The organism is Vibrio sp. La 4.2.2 (assembly GCF_027586995.1).
GTDB classification, from domain to species: Bacteria; Pseudomonadota; Gammaproteobacteria; order Enterobacterales; family Vibrionaceae; genus Vibrio; species Vibrio mediterranei.
The window spans coordinates 59195-77312 of sequence record NZ_JAPPTJ010000011.1 but is presented as its reverse complement, the minus strand read 5'-3'; the positions used below and the strand labels follow the sequence as shown (position 1 = coordinate 77312).

The window sequence follows — 18118 nt, the reverse complement described above, 5'->3', positions numbered from 1 at the left end:
TTATTGAGCGCCGAATAAATAGTTCGGCGCTAGTATTAAGGGATTACGCTGTATGAAAGAAAGTCACTTTTTTGCTCACCTTGCTCGAATGAAACTGATCCAACGCTGGCCATTAATGCGTTCGGTTTCAACGGAAAACATCTCTGAACACAGTCTTCAAGTCGCCTTCGTTGCTCATGCTTTAGCCATCATAAAAAACAAGAAATTTGGCGGTAAAACCAACCCTGAAAGAATCGCGATTCTCGCGATGTATCACGATACCAGTGAAGTGCTAACGGGCGATCTTCCAACACCAGTTAAATATTACAACCCAGAAATCGCAAAGGAATACAAAAAGATAGAGTCTGCAGCTGAGCGAAAGCTGCTGTCTATGTTACCCGAAGAATTTCAGGATGATTTCCGACCTTTCTTAATTTCAGAATACGCTTACGAAGAAGACACCCAAATTGTCAAACAAGCCGATTCTATCTGCGCATATTTGAAATGTCTTGAGGAGCTGAGCGCTGGAAACCATGAGTTTGCTCTCGCCAAAAAACGTTTGGACCAAACACTGCTTGAAAAGCAAACCGAAGAGATGGACTATTTCCTAAACACCTTTGCACCAAGCTTTGAGCTTTCTCTTGATGAAATCAGTTAGCCAACTCGAGGAATTGAGATGCCGTTAGAATCCATGCAAATTTGGCAAGCCAGACATAGTGATGAGCACAAGCTCAGACGTAATGATCATCGCGACCCCTTCCAACGTGATAGAGCTAGGATTCTCCACTCTGCAGCGTTTAGGCGACTGCAAGCTAAAACGCAGGTGCACGGTACAGGTGTTAACGATTTTCACCGCACACGCCTAACACATTCGCTCGAAGCGGCTCAAATTGGCTCAGGCATCGCAGCTCAATTAAAACAAAAACAGCCAGAACTCGAACCATTATTGCCTTCTGATGCACTCATTGAAGCACTCTGCCTCGCTCATGATATCGGTCATCCACCCTATGGGCATGGCGGTGAAGTCGCACTCAACTACATGATGCGTGAATATGGTGGTTTTGAAGGTAACGCCCAGACGTTTCGTATCGTCACCCAACTCGAACCCTACACCGAGCATCACGGAATGAACCTCACCCGCCGCAGCCTATTAGGTTTGCTTAAATATCCCGCCCCTATTAGCCAAACTTGCGCCGACAAACAGCCCCACCCGGTGAGCAGCCAACGCCAGTTAAAAGCGAAGGACTGGGCGCCTGCAAAAGGGATCTACGATAAAGATAAGCCCCAGTTTGATTGGGTTATCGACCCACTATCTGACAGCGATAAATTATTGTTGCAAACCATGCGATTTGAGCAATTGACACCACTTCAACACAACAAGACGCAATTCAAATCTCTTGATTGCTCTATCATGGAGTTAGCTGACGATATTGCTTACGGTGTGCATGATTTAGAAGACGCAATTGTGCTTGAGTTGGTGGACAAAGATATGTGGCAAGCCAACGCCGCGGCGCAGCTTAAGACACAAACCAACACTTGGCTCTCAGAACATATTGACTCTATCACTGAACTGCTTTTTTCAGGCAAACACTACGAGCGAAAAGACGCCATTGGAGGCATTGTCAACGCTCTATTAACTAGCATTGAAGTCAAAAAGGTCCCCGAGGTAAATTTCGACGATCCTCTACTTCACTACAATGCCTACCTTGATGGTGATATGGAATGTGTCTTGGCGATTCTCAAACGATTTGTCAGTGAGTTCGTGATTCAAGTACCAAGGGTACAAATCGTCGAGTACAAAGGCCAACAAATCATTATGGATCTTTTTGAAGCATTCAGCGCCGACCCTGAGCGCTTACTTCCTGAGTCAACACGCAACCTTTGGCGTAAAGCCAGTGGACAACAAGATAACGGAATGCGTGTGATAGCCGACTATATTTCCGCCATGACTGACGGCTATGCCCAAAAGATGCATCAACAACTGTTTGCGGCGCATTCGAATTACTAGTGATTAGAAAGGGTAAAGCCTTATTCGTTGGAGTCCGGAGCGCAATAGTTTTTTTCATAAACACCTGAAGGCATTTGCTGAATCTGGAACTCTATCATTTTTTCAAATGCAACCAGCATAGCGTCGAAGTTCCTTTCAGGCTCTAACGTTTGAATAATATGATGGCCCGCTTCAACCGTGGATAGTGCATTAGGTGATGGTGCTTTACGAATCCGATAATCGCCCTGCAAGGTCTCTGGCAATTTAACCAACGGTAAAGCATGCAAATTCGTAGACAGTTTCCACATCTTAAACGCTTTCTTCCACGTTCCATCTAGTAGAATGACACGCAAGTGCTTATTAGGCGCTGCGAGTTGCACTTGCGATAATTCAACAGAGTCTTCACCCGGATACAGCACCACTGACTGGTATCTATCATCAGCCAACAGATCATTAAGCGCTTGATGGGTCGAGAAATCCTCACCAATAAAAAGATGTCCGTTTGGCAATGACAAGGACAAAATTCGCGCCGTCCCAAGCGGGCGTTTTTCTTCACTTGGATGCTGCAAAATGATCAATTGTGTGTCACAGTGAACGGGTTGAATCCACTGACAAATACAAGCGCGCTTAGCTTTCGAGCACTTGGGACAATATCGAGATATGGACACTTCTTTCGTCATAAGACTATTGCTGTTTTCTCTGCTTTGCGTATTACTGCAAATTCCGAGCTTACAATCCTTAGTAGAGTGGAACAAGCTAGCAATACACGCGGGTCAATGGTGGCGGATAGTATCAGGAAATTTCTCGCATACCAACCTAGCACATCTGGGCATGAACCTCGCCGGACTCTGGGTCATTTGCTACGTATTTCGTCCTTCGTGGCGGTCAGTGGTGGCTGTTACGCTAATTAGCGCGACCTCTATTGGTTTCGCTTTGTTGTTCACAAACTTAACGTATTACCTAGGCCTATCAGGAGTACTCCACGCTCTATTTGCTTATTGGGCGCTACAAGAGGCACTGAGTGGAAGAAATTCAAGTTGGCTGTTGGTCTTGGGTATCATCGGTAAAGTGGCCTGGGAAAGCTTATACGGCGCGTCAGAAGCGACCTCGCAGCTAATCGCGGCTCCAGTTGCGACACAAGCCCACGCAATAGGACTTGGCGTCGGCTTGATTTTGGCACTCTCGGTAAGCGTCTATCGTCGTAAGTTACAAAGTGATTCTTGAACGGTTCTTCTCTACCGTTGCTTCACCAATACCTTTCACTTGAGTTAAATCATCTGCCGATTTAAAACTTCCGTGTTGATCGCGATACTCCACAATATCTTTTGCTTTTTCCTCGCCAACACCTTTGAGCAGTTCCGCTAGTTCCTCAGGGCCCGCTTGGTTGATATTGACTGTTATCTCTATCCCCTCTAGTTTCTTCGCTTCAGATGCATAGGAAAAGCTCACTGGGGCAACTAACAAAACTACTAGCAGCCAAACGTTTTTTAGATACTTCATTTGAATTCCTTTTTCTCACTAAAAGTCGCCATTCAAGATACCCAGAAAAAACAAACTGAAAAGTTTTGTCTACTGAAAACAAAACGGACCGCGAATGCGGTCCGTTTTTATTAGCTTATCAGTTACACAAGAACTGTGAGCTAAATTGCGTCATCGAATCTGTTAATGCTGTTATTCAGCATCAAGCAAATATTCGATGTCCGTATTTTTGCGCAGAATTGAAAGTACGGAAGCTAAGTCTTGTTGAGTCGCCTCACGTTCCATTTGAGCGCCGATTTGCTCGTTGTATGCTTCGTTGTACTCAGAAGCGACTTTAGTTAGCTCAACAACAACAATGTTGCCTTCCATATCTTTAGTCTGAGCGTAGGTCGCTGCGTTTTCTGCTGGCTTAGTCATTGCAAACACAGTGCCTGCTAATGGAGAGCTACGGTCGATAGCTTCCAGTTCTCCAAAACTTAGACTGTTCGCTTGAAGTGCGTCTTGTTTGCCTTCTTTTAGCTCATTCACTAACTGAACACCCAACTCCATAGCCGCTTGCTCACCTTTAACCTTCGCTAGCTGAGTTTCCACTTGCTCTTTCACTTCTTCAAGTGGCAATACAGTTTGTTCACGAACGTCATCGACACGAACCACAATAATATGCTCTGGAGCCACTTCCATCACTTCAGAGTTAAGGCCATCTTCTTTCACTTCTGGTGACTGAATCGCTTGCATCACTGCTGGCGTTTTCAAGATTTCTGGCGCATCAACTTGAGAAATGAAATCAGTAGTCACGACTTTCTGATTTACCGCTTTCGCTGCATCATCCAGTGAATCAGGATATTCGAAAGCAACCTTCTCTAGTTCGTTTTGTAGGTTATAGAACTCATCCACCGCTACTTGGTCTTTAAGCTCAGCGATGATTTCGTCTTTCACTTCAGCTAAAGGCTTAGACTCAGATGCCTTGATAGCGTCAAGTTTAATGATGTGGTACCCGAAATCAGACTTAACTAAACCTGTCGTATCGCCCACATTCTTAAGAGCAAATGCAGCTTCTTCAAAAGCAGGATCCATTACATCACGTTCGATCCAACCTAAAGAACCACCCTCTTCAGAGCTACCAATGTCTTCTGACTTTTCTTTCGCTAGCGTCGCGAAATCAGCACCAGCATTTAGCTCGTCCAAAATTGCTTGTGCTTTCGCTTCGTCATCGCCTTGAACCAAAATATGGCTCACTTCACGTTGCTCAGAAGTGGAGTATTTGTCTAAATGCTCGTCGTAGTATTTCTGAATTTCATCGTCAGTGACTTTAACTTGATCTTTAAGTGCTTGAGCAGATAGCTCAATGTAAGCCACTTTAACTTGCTCTGGACGCGTAAACTGTCCAGGGTTCTCTTCATAATACTTTTGAATCTCTTCATCAGTAATTTGAGCTTTCTTAGAGAAGTCAGCTAGCGATAGTGTCAGCGTTTTGATATCACGCGTTTGGGTTAGCAGCTTGCTTTGAAGCTCAATTTCGCTAGGAAGCGTAAACTCACTACCTTGCAATGCCGATAGTAGTTGGTTACGAACCAAATCACGACGAAGGTACTCTGCAAAGCTGTCAGCACTGAAACCAGCACGGCGCAGCGTTGCTTGATAAATGTCTTGGTCAAATTTTCCGTCATTTTGGAACTGAGGCATCTCAAGAATCATTTGACGGATTTGAGCGTCGCTAATACGTAGTCCTAGCGATTCTGCATGTTGCTCAAGCAACACGTCATTAATCATACGATCAAGGACTGACTTACGGAAAGACGCTACGTAGCTTGGGTCACCAAGCAGAGTCGAGAAGTAATCACCAAGCTGAGATTGCATGCGATTGCGTTCATTTTGATACGCTTGTTCAAACTCACCACGACCGATTTCTACATTACCCACTTTTGCCGCAGTATTGCCAATTCCGCCTGCGATATAGCTACCTACACCAGCAAACACAAAAGACAGAATAATGAGTCCTAAGATAATTTTAACCGCGATGCTATTCACGCCTTCGCGAATTCGCTCCATCATAATTTTATTACTCTCCAGATAGGAAGGGTTATCTTCTACTGCATCGGATAATATCAGAAAAAGAAATGCGCATCAGTAAGATGCGCATATTTAAAAAAAGTTCGACTTATTTTGTCGATTAAGCCTTACAAAAGCTTAATTTTTGCTCAGTTGACGCAAGGTTTGCGTACAACTGTAACAAATGATTAGTTACAAGCGTCTTTAAGAGCTTTACCTGCTTTGAATGCAGGAACTTTAGCTTCAGAGATTTGGATCTCTTCACCAGTTTTTGGGTTACGACCTGTACGTGCTGCACGAGTACGTACGCTGAAAGTACCGAAGCCAACTAGAGCCACTTGATCACCTTCTTCTAGAGTAGTGCTAACTGCTTCGATGAAAGCATCTAGTGCACGACCAGCTGAAGCTTTAGATAGATCTGCGTTCTCTGCGATTTTTTCCACTAATTGTGTTTTGTTCACTGTGTTTCCCCTTTCTGTTACCGAATTGTTATTTTTTAAAAGGTAACGTTAGTTCCATTCTCGTAGTTGAAGACTCTAAGCCTTGTCTATCAAGGGCTTCAGAGTTACATAGCTAAACTTAGTGCTACAAAAAAACGCTGACAAGCTTTTTTTGCCTATCAGCGCATTTCTTTTACCTAAATTTGGAGCACATCACTATTTTACAGGTTCAAATGCCGCTCCAAGCGGTGCTCTCTCTAAAGCAACTTCAAGAACTTCATCAATCCATTGCACCGGAATCACCTTCAGATCCGCAATAACGTTGTCAGGAATTTCTTCCAAGTCACGTTCATTATCCTTAGGAATCAATACCGTTTTGATGCCGCCACGATGCGCTGCAAGTAGTTTTTCTTTCAGGCCGCCGATAGGTAGAACTTCACCACGTAGAGTGATTTCACCTGTCATTGCCACCTCAGCTTTCACTGGGTTACCTGTCAAGCTCGAAACTAAAGCGGTGCACATTGCGATACCCGCACTTGGACCGTCTTTCGGCGTCGCACCTTCAGGAACGTGAACATGAATGTCACGCTTCTCGTAGAAGTCTGAGTTAATACCAAGCTTCTCTGCACGAGAACGTACAACCGTCATCGCGGCTTGAATTGACTCTTGCATCACATCGCCCAATGAACCGGTTTGAGTCAGCTTACCTTTACCGACCATCGCTTCAGTTTCGATAGTCAATAGGTCACCACCTACTTCCGTCCACGCTAGGCCCGTTACCTGCCCAATGCGGTTGCTGTCGTCCGCTTTACCATAGTCAAAGCGTTGGACACCTAGGTACTCTTTCAAGTTATCTTGATTTACCGTCACCGTTTTCAGTTTCGGATCAAGCAAGATGTTCTTAACTGCTTTACGGCAGATCTTTGAGATTTCACGCTCAAGGCTACGAACACCCGCTTCACGTGTGTAGTAGCGAATGATGCCAATGATCGCAGAGTCTTCAATTTCAATTTCGTTCGGCTTCAAGCCATTACGTTGAACTTGCTTAGACACGAGGTGACGCTTAGCAATGTTCAGCTTTTCATCTTCTGTATATCCAGAAAGACGAATCACTTCCATACGATCAAGTAAAGGCCCTGGAATGTTCATTGAGTTAGACGTTGCAACAAACATTACGTCAGAAAGGTCGTAATCGACTTCTAGATAGTGATCGTTAAAGGCATTGTTCTGCTCTGGGTCTAGAACTTCAAGCAGCGCTGATGACGGGTCACCACGCATATCTGAAGACATCTTGTCGATCTCATCCAGAAGAAATAGTGGGTTTTTAACACCAACTTTCGACATCTTCTGAATCAACTTGCCCGGCATAGAACCGATGTAGGTGCGTCGGTGACCACGGATTTCCGCTTCGTCACGTACACCACCCAATGCCATACGAGTATATTTACGACCCGTTGCAGCCGCGATTGAGCGACCGAGAGAGGTTTTACCCACACCAGGAGGACCAACAAGGCACAAGATAGGACCTTTTAGCTTGTTAATTCGGTTTTGCACCGCCAAATACTCAAGGATGCGCTCTTTAACGCGCTCTAGGCCATAGTGGTCTTCGTTCAGTACTTCTTCCGCTTTTGCTAGGTTCTTTTTCACTTTAGAGCGTTTAGCCCAAGGAACACCTACCATCCAGTCGATGTAACTGCGAACAACGGTTGCTTCAGCGGACATCGGAGACATCATCTTAAGCTTTTGTAGCTCTTGTTCGGTCTTCTCTTTCGCTTCGGCAGGCATTTTTGATTCTTCAATCTTAGCCTTCAGTGTTTCGAACTCATCAGGAGCATCATCTAAGTCGCCGAGTTCTTTCTGAATCGCCTTCATTTGCTCATTCAGGTAGTACTCGCGCTGAGATTTTTCCATTTGTTTCTTAACGCGACCACGAATGCGTTTCTCAACTTGCAGTAAGTCGATTTCCGATTCCATTTGTCCCATTAAGAACTCTAAACGCTCAGTTACATCAAGCAACTCAAGCACTTGCTGCTTATCTACGAGTTTAAGCGGCATATGAGCAGCGATAGTATCAGCGAGACGCGCTGCTTCATCGATGCCACCGAGAGACGTTAGTACTTCTGGTGGAATCTTCTTGTTCAGTTTGATGAAACCCTCAAACTGGTCGATTGCACTACGTACAATGACCTCTTCCTCACGCTCATCGAGTTCTGGCGTGATCAGGTATTCAGCATCCGCTACGAAAAATTCTTCATCGCGGTAATTGTTAATTTTGGCACGCTGCTGACCTTCAACCAGTACTTTTACTGTGCCATCCGGTAGCTTGAGAAGCTGCAAAATGGTTGCAACTGTGCCTGTTGTGAATAGATCGTCGATTTTTGGCTCTTCAGTATCTGCTTCTTTCTGAGCCACAAGGAGTACTTGTTTGTCATTATCCATCGCCGCTTCTAAGCAACTAATGGACTTTTCGCGGCCAACAAACAAAGGAATCACCATGTGTGGATAAACAACCACGTCGCGCAGAGGCAATACCGGGATTTCTATACGCTCGGAACGTTCCAAGTTCATATTATTCTCTCTTCCGCTTAGTATTATTTTCAGTATATGGGGGCGTATTCGTTGGATTCAATAAAGAAATAAAAAAAGGAGGTATCAAATACCTCCTTTTTATCTCAGCTTCGCAAATTACTCAGCGCTGGCAACTTGATTATCGTTGTTTGTGTAGATAAGTAGCGGTTCTGACTCACCATTTATCACACTTTCATCAATAACCACTTTGCTTACGTCAGTAGCCGATGGTAATTCGTACATCGTTTCTAGCAGCACGCCTTCAAGGATTGAACGTAGACCACGAGCACCTGTTTTGCGCTCCATTGCTTTCTTAGCAATCGCACGCAGTGCATCTTCGCGGAACTCCAACTCAACACCTTCAAGGTCGAATAGCGCACCATATTGTTTGGTCAGTGCGTTCTTCGGCTCATTCAAGATTTGAATCAGTGCATCTTCATCAAGCTCGGTTAGAGTCGTTGTCACAGGTAGACGACCAATGAACTCTGGAATTAGACCGTACTTAACTAGATCTTCTGGCTCAACTTGGGTAAATAGCTCGCCGACAGTCTTAGTTTCGTCTTTTGAACGAACTTCTGCGCCGAAACCAATACCAGTGCCAGTTGCAACACGTTGGTCGATCACTTTATCGAGACCTGCGAATGCACCACCACAAATAAACAGAATCTTAGAGGTATCTACCTGCAAAAATTCTTGTTGTGGATGCTTACGACCACCTTGAGGTGGAACCGATGCAATTGTACCTTCAACCAGTTTTAGTAGTGCCTGCTGAACCCCTTCTCCCGACACATCTCGTGTGATAGATGGGTTCTCAGCTTTACGTGAAATTTTGTCAATCTCATCGATATAGACAATACCGCGCTCGGCTTTTGCTACATCGTAGTCGCACTTCTGAAGTAGTTTTTGGATGATGTTTTCAACGTCTTCACCAACATAACCGGCTTCGGTCAATGTTGTTGCGTCGGCCATTGTGAATGGCACATCAAGGAAACGTGCAAGCGTCTCAGCAAGCAGTGTTTTACCACTACCCGTCGGACCGATAAGAAGGATATTACTCTTACCGAGTTCAACACCGTCTGCCGTTGTATCACCATTGCGCAAGCGCTTGTAGTGGTTGTAAACAGCGACTGAGAGAACTTTCTTCGCGTAGTCTTGACCGATTACATAATCATCGAGGTGTGCGCGAATGTCTCTTGGCGTTGGTAACGCTTCAGATTCCTTCTTCGGCAGCACATCTTTGATTTCTTCACGGATGATGTCGTTGCATAAATCAACACACTCATCGCAAATGTAAACAGACGGACCTGCGATTAGCTTGCGAACTTCGTGCTGACTTTTACCACAGAAAGAGCAATACAGCAGTTTACCGCTACCACTCTCTTTGCTTTTATCTGTCATTCGCTAACCTCTTAGCCTTTACTTTCTATGTTTTGAGTGTATATCAATTTAGACCAAATTGCGCCCGCCAATTTGATTTTCACAGGCTTCAATTTGGTCAATTGTTACTCAAACGATTGTCGATTAACCGCGATGGGTTAAAACTTCGTCAATAATACCGTATTCAGCGGCCTGAGCAGCTGACATAAAGTTGTCACGGTCAGTATCTTTTTCGATAACGTCGAGTGGCTGACCTGAGTGTTCTGCCAAAAGATTATTCAGCTTCTGTTTGATAGTCAGAATTTCTTGTGCATGAATCTGAATATCTGAAGCTTGACCTTGGAAACCGCCTAGTGGTTGGTGAATCATCACGCGAGAGTTAGGCAGAGCAAAACGTTTACCAGGAGCACCACCTGCAAGTAGGAAGGCACCCATGGAACATGCTTGACCAGTACAAAGCGTGCTTACATTAGGCTTAATAAACTGCATAGTATCGTAAATCGACATACCAGCCGTTACGCTACCACCAGGAGAGTTAATGTAGAGGAAGATATCTTTGTCAGGATTTTCTGATTCAAGGAAAAGCATCTGGGCAACAATTAAGTTCGCCATGTTGTCTTCCACTTGACCAGTCAAGAAAATGATTCGTTCTTTTAGTAGTCGCGAATAAATATCGTAAGAGCGTTCGCCACGGGAAGTTTGTTCAACCACCATCGGTACTAGCGCGTTCATAATTGGCGACATTGCATTTTTTTCTTGGTAGCTCATATTCTTATGTCCCTAAAATAAATGGCCCGGATGATAAACATCATACGGACCATTGTTAGCAGAGAAGTCGACTCTAAGTCAACCTTCTATACAAGATATTGCTTATTAAGCAGCAGGCTGTTGGTTCATTAGCTCGTTGAAGCTAACTTCTTTATCAGAAACCTGTGCTTTAGCAAGAATTGCATCGATCGCTTGCTCTTCTAGTGCAACGTTGCGCATGTTGTTCATCATTTGCTCGTTTTGCTCGTAGTAAGAGATTACTTCTGATGGATCTTCGTACGCTGTTGCCATTTCAGAGATAAGCTCTTTCACTTTCTCATCGCTAGCTTCTAGCTCTTCAGACTTGATCACTTCACCTAGAAGTAGGCCAACAACTACGCGACGCTTAGCTTGCTCTTCGAATAGCTCACGTGGAAGCTGTTGTGCAGCTTCTGGGTTGCCACCGAAACGTTGTGCAGCTTGCTGACGTAGAGCACCGATTTCTTGGTCGATTAGTGCAGCAGGAACGTCGATGTCGTTCTCTTTAACTAGACCGTCAAGAGCTTGCTCTTTGATACGGTTCTTGATTGCTTGCTTAAGCTCGCGCTCCATGTTCTTACGAACTTCAGCTTTAAGAGCGTCAACGCCGCCTTCAGCAACACCGAACTTAGCAACGAACTCGTCGTTTACTTCTGGAAGCTCACGTGCTTCAACTTTGTTCACTTTGATTAGGAACTTAGCTGCTTTACCTTTTAGGTTCTCTGCGTGGTAATCTTCTGGGAAGTTTACGTCGATTTCAAATTCCATACCCGCAGTCTTACCTTGGATACCGTCTTCGAAACCAGGGATCATGCGACCAGCGCCCATTTCTAGTGGGAAGTTCTCAGCTTTACCGCCTTCGAACTCTTCACCGTCGATTGAACCAGTGAAATCGATAGTTACACGCTTACCGTCTTCAGCTGCTTCTTCAACATCAGTCCAAGTTGCTTGCTGCTTACGTAGAGTGTCGATCATTTCTTCAACGTCAGCGTCATTTACTTCAGTTGCAGGCTTTTCAACAACGATGTTTTCTAGACCCTTAAGTTCTACTTCTGGGTAAACTTCGAAAGTCGCAGTGAAAACAAGATCTTTACCAGCTTCGTTTTCAACAGGAGCGAAAGTAGGCGCGCCAGCTGGGTTGATTTTTTCAGAAACGATTGCTTCGATGAAGTGACGTTGCATAACTTCACCCATCACGTCTTGACGTACTGCTTTGCCGTACATTTGCGCAACCATCTTCATCGGTACTTTACCTTTACGGAAACCGTCGAAACGACGGTTTTTCGCGATGTTGCGTAGTTCAGCTGTCACTGCGTCTTCGATGTTAGCAGCAGGAACAGTAATGTTTAGACGGCGCTCTAGGCCCTCTAGAGTTTCAACAGTAACTTGCATTGTATAAACCTCAGTTTGGCTCAGTGTTGGCTGAGCGTATGAGCATCCATATCACGAGGATATTTCCGCTTCATCCTTGTTAGTACCAATAGGTACTTCTTTAAAGTGAGCATCGATAACCAGTAAATCATGCTTTAATTAGCATGTTATCTTGGCTATCGGACTAATGAGTGACGTCTTCATCGGGCTGAATAGACAGCCTCAAAGGCATCTCTGATTAGTCTCAGGACAAAATTTCAGACGCGACATTCTAGCGATCTCCGCCTACCCTGTCGAGTCGAAGTCGGGTCAATCGGTGGTTTTGTCTCTAATTACTCCAAGAAAACGTTCAACAATGACGTTTTCAACCGATTCCAACTTGAAATGGGGACAATATCGGCTTTTTCAAGAGAGTGAAGGGCTTTTTTTGGTGAATGGCGAAAAAAGAGATCTTGCTCCTGTTTTGCAACGCGTTAACCTCTCAGTTCTTATAACTTTTTTGCCACAAAACCCTCAAATTCGTTAACCTATGCTTTCAAACGACATACGGAATCGTTGGGGTTTAACGTTGGGGTTCGACGATGCGATTGAAACGGATTTTGCTAGGCTTTGTTGCCCTATTTCTCTTAATTTCGACTGTAGGCGGTCAATGGTACTGGCAGCACAGCTACGCTGCTCTTGAAGAACAGCATAACAATTGGCTGAACCGATTCGTAGAAACCATCGACAGTAAACTGGACAAATATCGACATATCCCACAACTCCTGTCGCAAGATAAAGAATTAGTAGACGCATTATTATCCCCGAGCAACACCGCTCAAATTGAAGTGACTAATCGCTACTTGGAGCAAGCCAACCGGATTATCTTGGCCTCAGATACCTATCTCATCGACCGTTACGGCAACACCATTGCCTCAAGTAACTGGGCATTAGAACGTTCATTTATCGGCAAAAACTTTGCGTTTCGACCTTATTTCCAAGAAGCCATTAACGGTGGACGAAGTACTTATTTTGCGCTGGGCTCGACATCTGGGCAACGCGGTTATTATTACTCTTTTCCTGTAACTTATGCTGCAGAGCACATTGGTGTGGTGGTGGTCAAAATGGATCTGTCTTCCATTGAACGCAACTGGCAAAGTGAAACTAGCACCTATGTTGCCACCGACAATAATCACGTCGTGTTCATGTCTAGCAACCCTAATTGGCTGTTTAACAGTCTTTCAACACTGAACTCGCAAACACTGCAACGTATCCGTAATTCAAGACAATACTTAGAAACCGACATTCACAGTTTGGGATTCATCGGTGACCTGACGGCAAAATCCGCCCAACTTGCTAATCCTGAGGGTAATATATTCACCAAACACTACTTGGTTACCCAACGTGAATCCGGTATTCCAAACCTTATTTTAAGGGTATTAACTCCTCTCTCGACGCTCTATATTGAGCTTTTCGGCTTTATTAGCGTGCTAGCACTGGTTTTTATTACGCTTTACCTAGTCGTCGCTCTGATTGAGAACCGCCGCTATCGCCACCGACAGATCGAACAGGTGCAAACTGAGGCGAAACAAAAGCTTGAGTTTTTGGTGATGGAACGCACCGCCGAACTGCATGTAGAAATTGATGAAAGGGTCAAAACTGAGAAAGCCTTGCGACAAGCTCATGATGAACTCATTCAAGCCGCTAAATTGGCAGTGCTAGGTCAAATGTCTGCCAGTATTAGTCACGAGCTAAATAACCCTCTTGCAGCCATTCGCAGCTTTGCCGAAAACGGGCAACGTTTTATCGACAAAAACAAAGTTGACCGAGCAAAAGATAATTTACAGCGTATCGTCGCTTTGACTGAACGAATGGCAAAAATCAGCCAGCAACTTAAATCTTTCGCCAAACGCAGTGATGCCAATGAGTTAAGCCGTATCAAGCTTGCTCCGGTGATATTTTCAACCATAGAGTTAATTCAACCACAACTTAAGAGTCATCGAGTCATGCTCGATTGTAAAATTGGTCAGCAAGATACCTTAGTACAAATCAATCCCATTCAGGTTGAACAGGTCCTCATCAATTTGCTGACTAACGCAATGCAAGCCATGCATGATAGTGAACAAAAACGACTAGAGTTGACCATAGAACAGGGTCAAACCAAAGTGACGATTCATATCGATGATTCTGGACCGGGCTTGCATGGCAACTCGATTGCAGAGCTGTTTGAGCCCTTCTATACAACCAAAGAGAATGGCCTTGGGTTAGGGCTTTCCATTTCCCAACAAATTATTCAAAACCTAAACGGCAAGATTCGTGTCGCTCGATCTCCTCTTGGGGGCGCTCGTTTCTCGGTTGAATTGCCTATTTTCACCCATGCGGACAAGGACTAAATTATGAGCCAAGTGTTTTTTATCGATGATGAAGCTGATATAAGAGCCGCGTTGGAACAAAGCTTCGAACTCGCCGATATTGAGGCGCGATTCTTCGCGTCTGTTGAAGATGCCATGTTGTGTCTAAAACAAAATGACCTTCCGCTTGCCATTATTTCCGATATTCGTCTACCTGGGTTATCAGGTCTGGATTTACTCAACACTGTCACCCGCCACCACCAAGGTATTCCCGTCATCCTGATTACTGGGCATGGCGATATTTCGATGGCGGTTCAAGCCATTCAAGATGGTGCTTACGATTTTATCGAGAAACCCTTTTCTGCTGAACGTCTCATCGAGATAACACAACGAGCGATTGAGAAGCGACAACTTACCCTTGAGAATGAAAGCCTTAAGCGCTCACTAAAAGCAAGCCAAACACTTGGACCGAGGATTATCGGTGACACCAATGTGATTCAAGAACTCCGCTCTACTATCTCTGTGGTTGCCGATACCGATGCCGATATTTTGCTGTTTGGAGAAACGGGCACAGGCAAAGAGTTGGTTGCACGTTCTTTACATGAACAGAGCTCACGGAAAGACGGTAATTTCGTCGCAGTAAACTGTGGCGCGGTTCCAGAGAATTTGATTGAAAGCGAGCTATACGGCCATGAGAAAGGAGCGTTTACCGGCGCAGAGAGCAAGCGTATTGGTAAGTTTGAACACGCAGAAGGCGGAACCTTATTTTTGGACGAAATAGAATCGATGCCAATGCAAGCGCAAATAAGACTGCTGCGAGTATTGCAGGAAAGAGCCATTGAGCGAGTCGGTTCTAATGCTCTCATTCCCCTAAATATTCGCGTTATCGCCGCCACAAAAACCGATCTAAACCAAGCTTCGATGCAAGGTACTTTTCGCCAAGATCTTTATTACCGCCTAAATATCGTGACTTTAGATTTACCTCCTCTAAGAGAGCGGAAAGACGATATCGCTTCACTGTTCCACCACTTTCAGCTTGTCGCTGCATCCCGCTATGGAAAAACCGCTAATGCATTAACTCCTCACGAACTTAGCCAACTTATTGGCCATGATTGGCCCGGCAATGTGAGAGAGCTAAGAAACTGTGCTGAGCGTTTTGTCCTACTGGGTAAAATTCAAGCAGGCACGCCTAATCAAGAAGAAAGTAGCGAAGGACAGTCTCTCGCCGAACAAGTGGGGTTATTCGAAAAAAATGTCATTGAGCATGCCCTTATCGAAACCAATGGTAGCATCAAGGCGACAATGGAAAAGCTCAACGTTCCTAGAAAAACTTTGTACGATAAAATGCAGAAATATCAGCTCATTAAGGAATCCTACAAAAGCTCCTACTAAAATACTGTAGAAGTGTGAGCCAAGTCTCCTATACTTAAATTATATAGACAGGATGTTGCATAACAATTGGGTATAAGAACACGTAGGGAGACGATTATGGGCGAAAAAACAAAGGTTCCCTTTATTTCTGATACGGTAGAAATCGATGGTATTTTTTACGTTGAGCATCGCACCAGCGAGACTGTAGACAGAAGAAAAAAACAGAGTAGACGTGTTTTTTATGAAAGACGCTCTCAGCCGGATCCAAGAACACAGAATATCAAGCATATAGATGAGGAGGTCTAACGACCTCCTCTTTTTTTGTTATTAATAAATGGTTATTTAGTAATGATCTCTGGCCCCATTAATGTGGTCGGAAGCCAAGTGGAAACCCAAGGTACGTAAGTAACAATTATCAAGAATAGGAACATAACCGCAACCCAAGGCAGTGCTGCTTTCACCACACCCATCATCGACATTTTCGCCACCCCTGCGGTGACAAACAGGTTGAGTCCAACTGGCGGAGTTATCATCCCTATTTCCATGTTCACGACCATCATAATGCCAAGGTGAATCGGGTCGATACCCAGTGCAATGGCGATAGGGAAAACTAACGGCGCCACGATGATCAACAAGCCAGATGGCTCCATAAACTGACCACCAATAAGCAGTAGGACATTCACCACAATCAGGAAGGTAATTGGACCAAGGCCTGCCGAAAGCATTGATTCAGTGATCATTTGAGGAATACGTTCTTCTGTTAATACATGCTTAAGGATCAGAGCGTTAGCAATGATAAACAGAAGCATGATAGTCAGTTTTCCTGCTTCAAACAGAGTATGCTTGGTATCTTTATGCACAAAAGCTTGGAACACTTTAACTATCGCTGGCTTGGTATTTTCCTTATCAGCAAACGGCCCCATATCTTTGTAGATAAAGTTAGCAATCAAAAATGAATACACTGCTGCGACCGCTGCGGCCTCTGTTGGTGTAAATACACCACCGTAGATTCCGCCAAGAATAATCACTACTAACAGCAAACCCCAACTCGCTTCACGAGCGGAATCGAAAACTTCCTTCCAACCTACAAATGGTTGCTTTGGCAATCCTTTTACTTTTGCAGCGATATAAATGGCGATCATTAGCATCAAGCCCGCAAGCAAGCCTGGGATAACGCCACCAAGGAACATACGGCCTACAGAAACGTCCGTTGCCGCAGCGTAGACCACCATTACAATGGATGGCGGGATTAAAATCCCTAAAGTACCAGCATTACAAATGACCCCTGCTGCAAACTCTTTGGTATAGCCATTTTTGATCATACCCGCGATAACAATACTACCAATCGCTACCACTGTTGCAGGCGATGAACCCGATAACGCTGCGAACATCATACACGCCACCACTGATGCCATGGCAAGACCACCGCGGAACCAACCGACCATAGCAATCGCAAAACGAATGATGCGCTTTGCTACACCACCCGTCGACATAAAGCTCGATGCCAGAATAAAGAATGGAATTGCAAGTAACGTGTAGTGGCCTGCAAAGGCGTTAAACAAGGTTTGCGCTACAGATGCTAACGATGCGTCCGAGTGCATTAGTAGGAACAAGATACTGGACAAACCCAGTGACACGGCAATAGGCACGCCAATTAGCATGAAGCCTACCACCATTAAGAAGAGTAATAGAATATCCATGCTTATTTATCCTTGTCTTTAACACTGTCAAACGCGTTGTCCTGCATTTCCGCTTTTAACGCTTCTAGATCTTCTTCAGCTTCATGACCTGCGATCAGTCGGTCCAACTTACCCGTCATTATCTGGTAAGCGGCTTGAGCAAATCTAAAGGTCAGTAATGCCATACCAATTGGCAGTGCCATATAAGGAATAAAGCGCGGCAGTTTTTCGTAACGTTCACCTTCATTTAGCCAGTCTGCTAAAAACTGTAAAACCTCAGGCATAGGAATATCGTCGGTTTCATACCAAGCTCGCTCGGTGGCAAACGGGTACCAGTAGTTCCACGAACCGATTAGCAATAAGATAGAAAACACCAAACAAGCTAATACCGAGGCAATGGCAAACAGTTTGCGTTTATCCTCCGATACCATGTTGATGATAACATCCACACCGATATGAAAGTGCTTTTTAACACCATAGGACGCGCCGACAAGGACCATCCAGGCAAACATAAATACGGTAAGTTCAAGAGCCCAAAGGATATTGTCGTTAAATACATAACGAGAAATAACGTTAGCAAAAGTGAGCAAAGTCATCGCGCCAAGGAAGAAAGCAATCAGCGTTTCTTCAAAAGCATCGGTCACTTTACCAATACGAGAAATAAGAGACTGTTCCATGTGATACATCGCTTTTGTAATAGTA

16 protein-coding genes are annotated in these 18118 nt (G+C 44.6%); 6 read left to right on the top strand and 10 right to left on the bottom strand.

Going from position 1 to position 18118, the window contains the following annotated elements; translation table 11 throughout:
* Positions 1-52 precede the first annotated feature (52 nt).
* Positions 53-637: a 5'-deoxynucleotidase gene (gene yfbR / locus OH456_RS21175; RefSeq protein WP_006075259.1), complete on the top strand. Its 585-nt coding sequence runs from the start codon at positions 53-55 to the stop codon at positions 635-637.
* 18 nt (positions 638-655) lie between these two features.
* A complete protein-coding gene (locus OH456_RS21170; RefSeq protein WP_006075258.1) occupies positions 656-1987 on the top strand; it encodes an anti-phage deoxyguanosine triphosphatase in 1332 nt (443 codons plus the stop codon).
* Between the two features lie 20 nt (positions 1988-2007).
* On the opposite strand, the gene OH456_RS21165 is transcribed toward OH456_RS21170, so the two are convergent.
* Entirely contained in the window at positions 2008-2628 is a 621-nt protein-coding gene (locus OH456_RS21165; RefSeq protein WP_270034233.1) for a tRNA-uridine aminocarboxypropyltransferase, read from the bottom strand.
* Here OH456_RS21165 and rrtA point away from each other — a divergent pair.
* Complete coding sequence (gene rrtA, locus OH456_RS21160; RefSeq protein WP_270034200.1) at positions 2627-3190, top strand: rhombosortase; 564 nt, start codon at positions 2627-2629, stop codon at positions 3188-3190. The genes OH456_RS21165 and rrtA overlap by 2 nt on opposite strands.
* Here rrtA and OH456_RS21155 read toward each other — a convergent pair.
* The 7 genes from OH456_RS21155 to tig form a co-directional block, all read right to left on the bottom strand.
* On the bottom strand, positions 3173-3466 hold the full coding sequence (locus OH456_RS21155) for a ComEA family DNA-binding protein (protein ID WP_124940765.1): 294 nt from the start codon (positions 3464-3466) through the stop codon (positions 3173-3175). The genes rrtA and OH456_RS21155 overlap by 18 nt on opposite strands.
* Before the next feature lie 171 nt (positions 3467-3637).
* A complete protein-coding gene (gene ppiD / locus OH456_RS21150; protein WP_124940764.1) occupies positions 3638-5497 on the bottom strand; it encodes a peptidylprolyl isomerase in 1860 nt (619 codons plus the stop codon).
* A gap of 185 nt (positions 5498-5682) precedes the next feature.
* Positions 5683-5955, bottom strand: a complete 273-nt coding sequence (locus tag OH456_RS21145) for an HU family DNA-binding protein (RefSeq protein WP_006075676.1) — start codon at positions 5953-5955, stop codon at positions 5683-5685.
* 195 nt (positions 5956-6150) lie between these two features.
* Positions 6151-8502: an endopeptidase La gene (gene lon / locus OH456_RS21140; protein WP_038229802.1), complete on the bottom strand. Its 2352-nt coding sequence runs from the start codon at positions 8500-8502 to the stop codon at positions 6151-6153.
* 117 nt (positions 8503-8619) lie between these two features.
* The gene (gene clpX / locus OH456_RS21135; protein WP_038229801.1) at positions 8620-9900 is read right to left on the bottom strand and encodes an ATP-dependent protease ATP-binding subunit ClpX; all 1281 of its coding nucleotides are present in this window, start codon (positions 9898-9900) and stop codon (positions 8620-8622) included.
* 123 nt (positions 9901-10023) lie between these two features.
* Positions 10024-10647: an ATP-dependent Clp endopeptidase proteolytic subunit ClpP gene (gene clpP / locus OH456_RS21130; RefSeq protein ID WP_038229800.1), complete on the bottom strand. Its 624-nt coding sequence runs from the start codon at positions 10645-10647 to the stop codon at positions 10024-10026.
* A gap of 105 nt (positions 10648-10752) precedes the next feature.
* The gene (tig, locus tag OH456_RS21125; protein WP_240207397.1) at positions 10753-12057 is read right to left on the bottom strand and encodes a trigger factor; all 1305 of its coding nucleotides are present in this window, start codon (positions 12055-12057) and stop codon (positions 10753-10755) included.
* Between the two features lie 560 nt (positions 12058-12617).
* On the opposite strand from tig, the gene OH456_RS21120 reads away from it, so the two are divergent.
* The 3 genes from OH456_RS21120 (at position 12618) to OH456_RS21110 (ending at position 16043) form a co-directional block, all read left to right on the top strand.
* Positions 12618-14408, top strand: a complete 1791-nt coding sequence (locus OH456_RS21120; RefSeq protein ID WP_252038792.1) for a sensor histidine kinase — start codon at positions 12618-12620, stop codon at positions 14406-14408.
* 3 nt (positions 14409-14411) lie between these two features.
* Positions 14412-15758: a sigma-54-dependent transcriptional regulator gene (locus OH456_RS21115; RefSeq protein ID WP_006075547.1), complete on the top strand. Its 1347-nt coding sequence runs from the start codon at positions 14412-14414 to the stop codon at positions 15756-15758.
* A gap of 96 nt (positions 15759-15854) precedes the next feature.
* Positions 15855-16043 carry a hypothetical protein gene (locus OH456_RS21110; RefSeq protein WP_006075546.1) on the top strand — a complete coding sequence of 63 codons (189 nt, stop codon included), beginning with the start codon at positions 15855-15857 and terminating at the stop codon, positions 16041-16043.
* 32 nt (positions 16044-16075) lie between these two features.
* On the opposite strand, the gene OH456_RS21105 is transcribed toward OH456_RS21110, so the two are convergent.
* Both OH456_RS21105 and OH456_RS21100 read right to left on the bottom strand, forming a co-directional pair.
* Positions 16076-17437 (bottom strand): TRAP transporter large permease, encoded by a 1362-nt coding sequence (locus tag OH456_RS21105; protein WP_006075545.1) that lies wholly within the window; start codon positions 17435-17437, stop codon positions 16076-16078.
* A 2-nt stretch (positions 17438-17439) separates the two neighbouring features.
* Positions 17440-18093, bottom strand: a complete 654-nt coding sequence (locus tag OH456_RS21100) for a TRAP transporter small permease (protein WP_252038791.1) — start codon at positions 18091-18093, stop codon at positions 17440-17442.
* Positions 18094-18118: the final 25 nt, after the last annotated feature.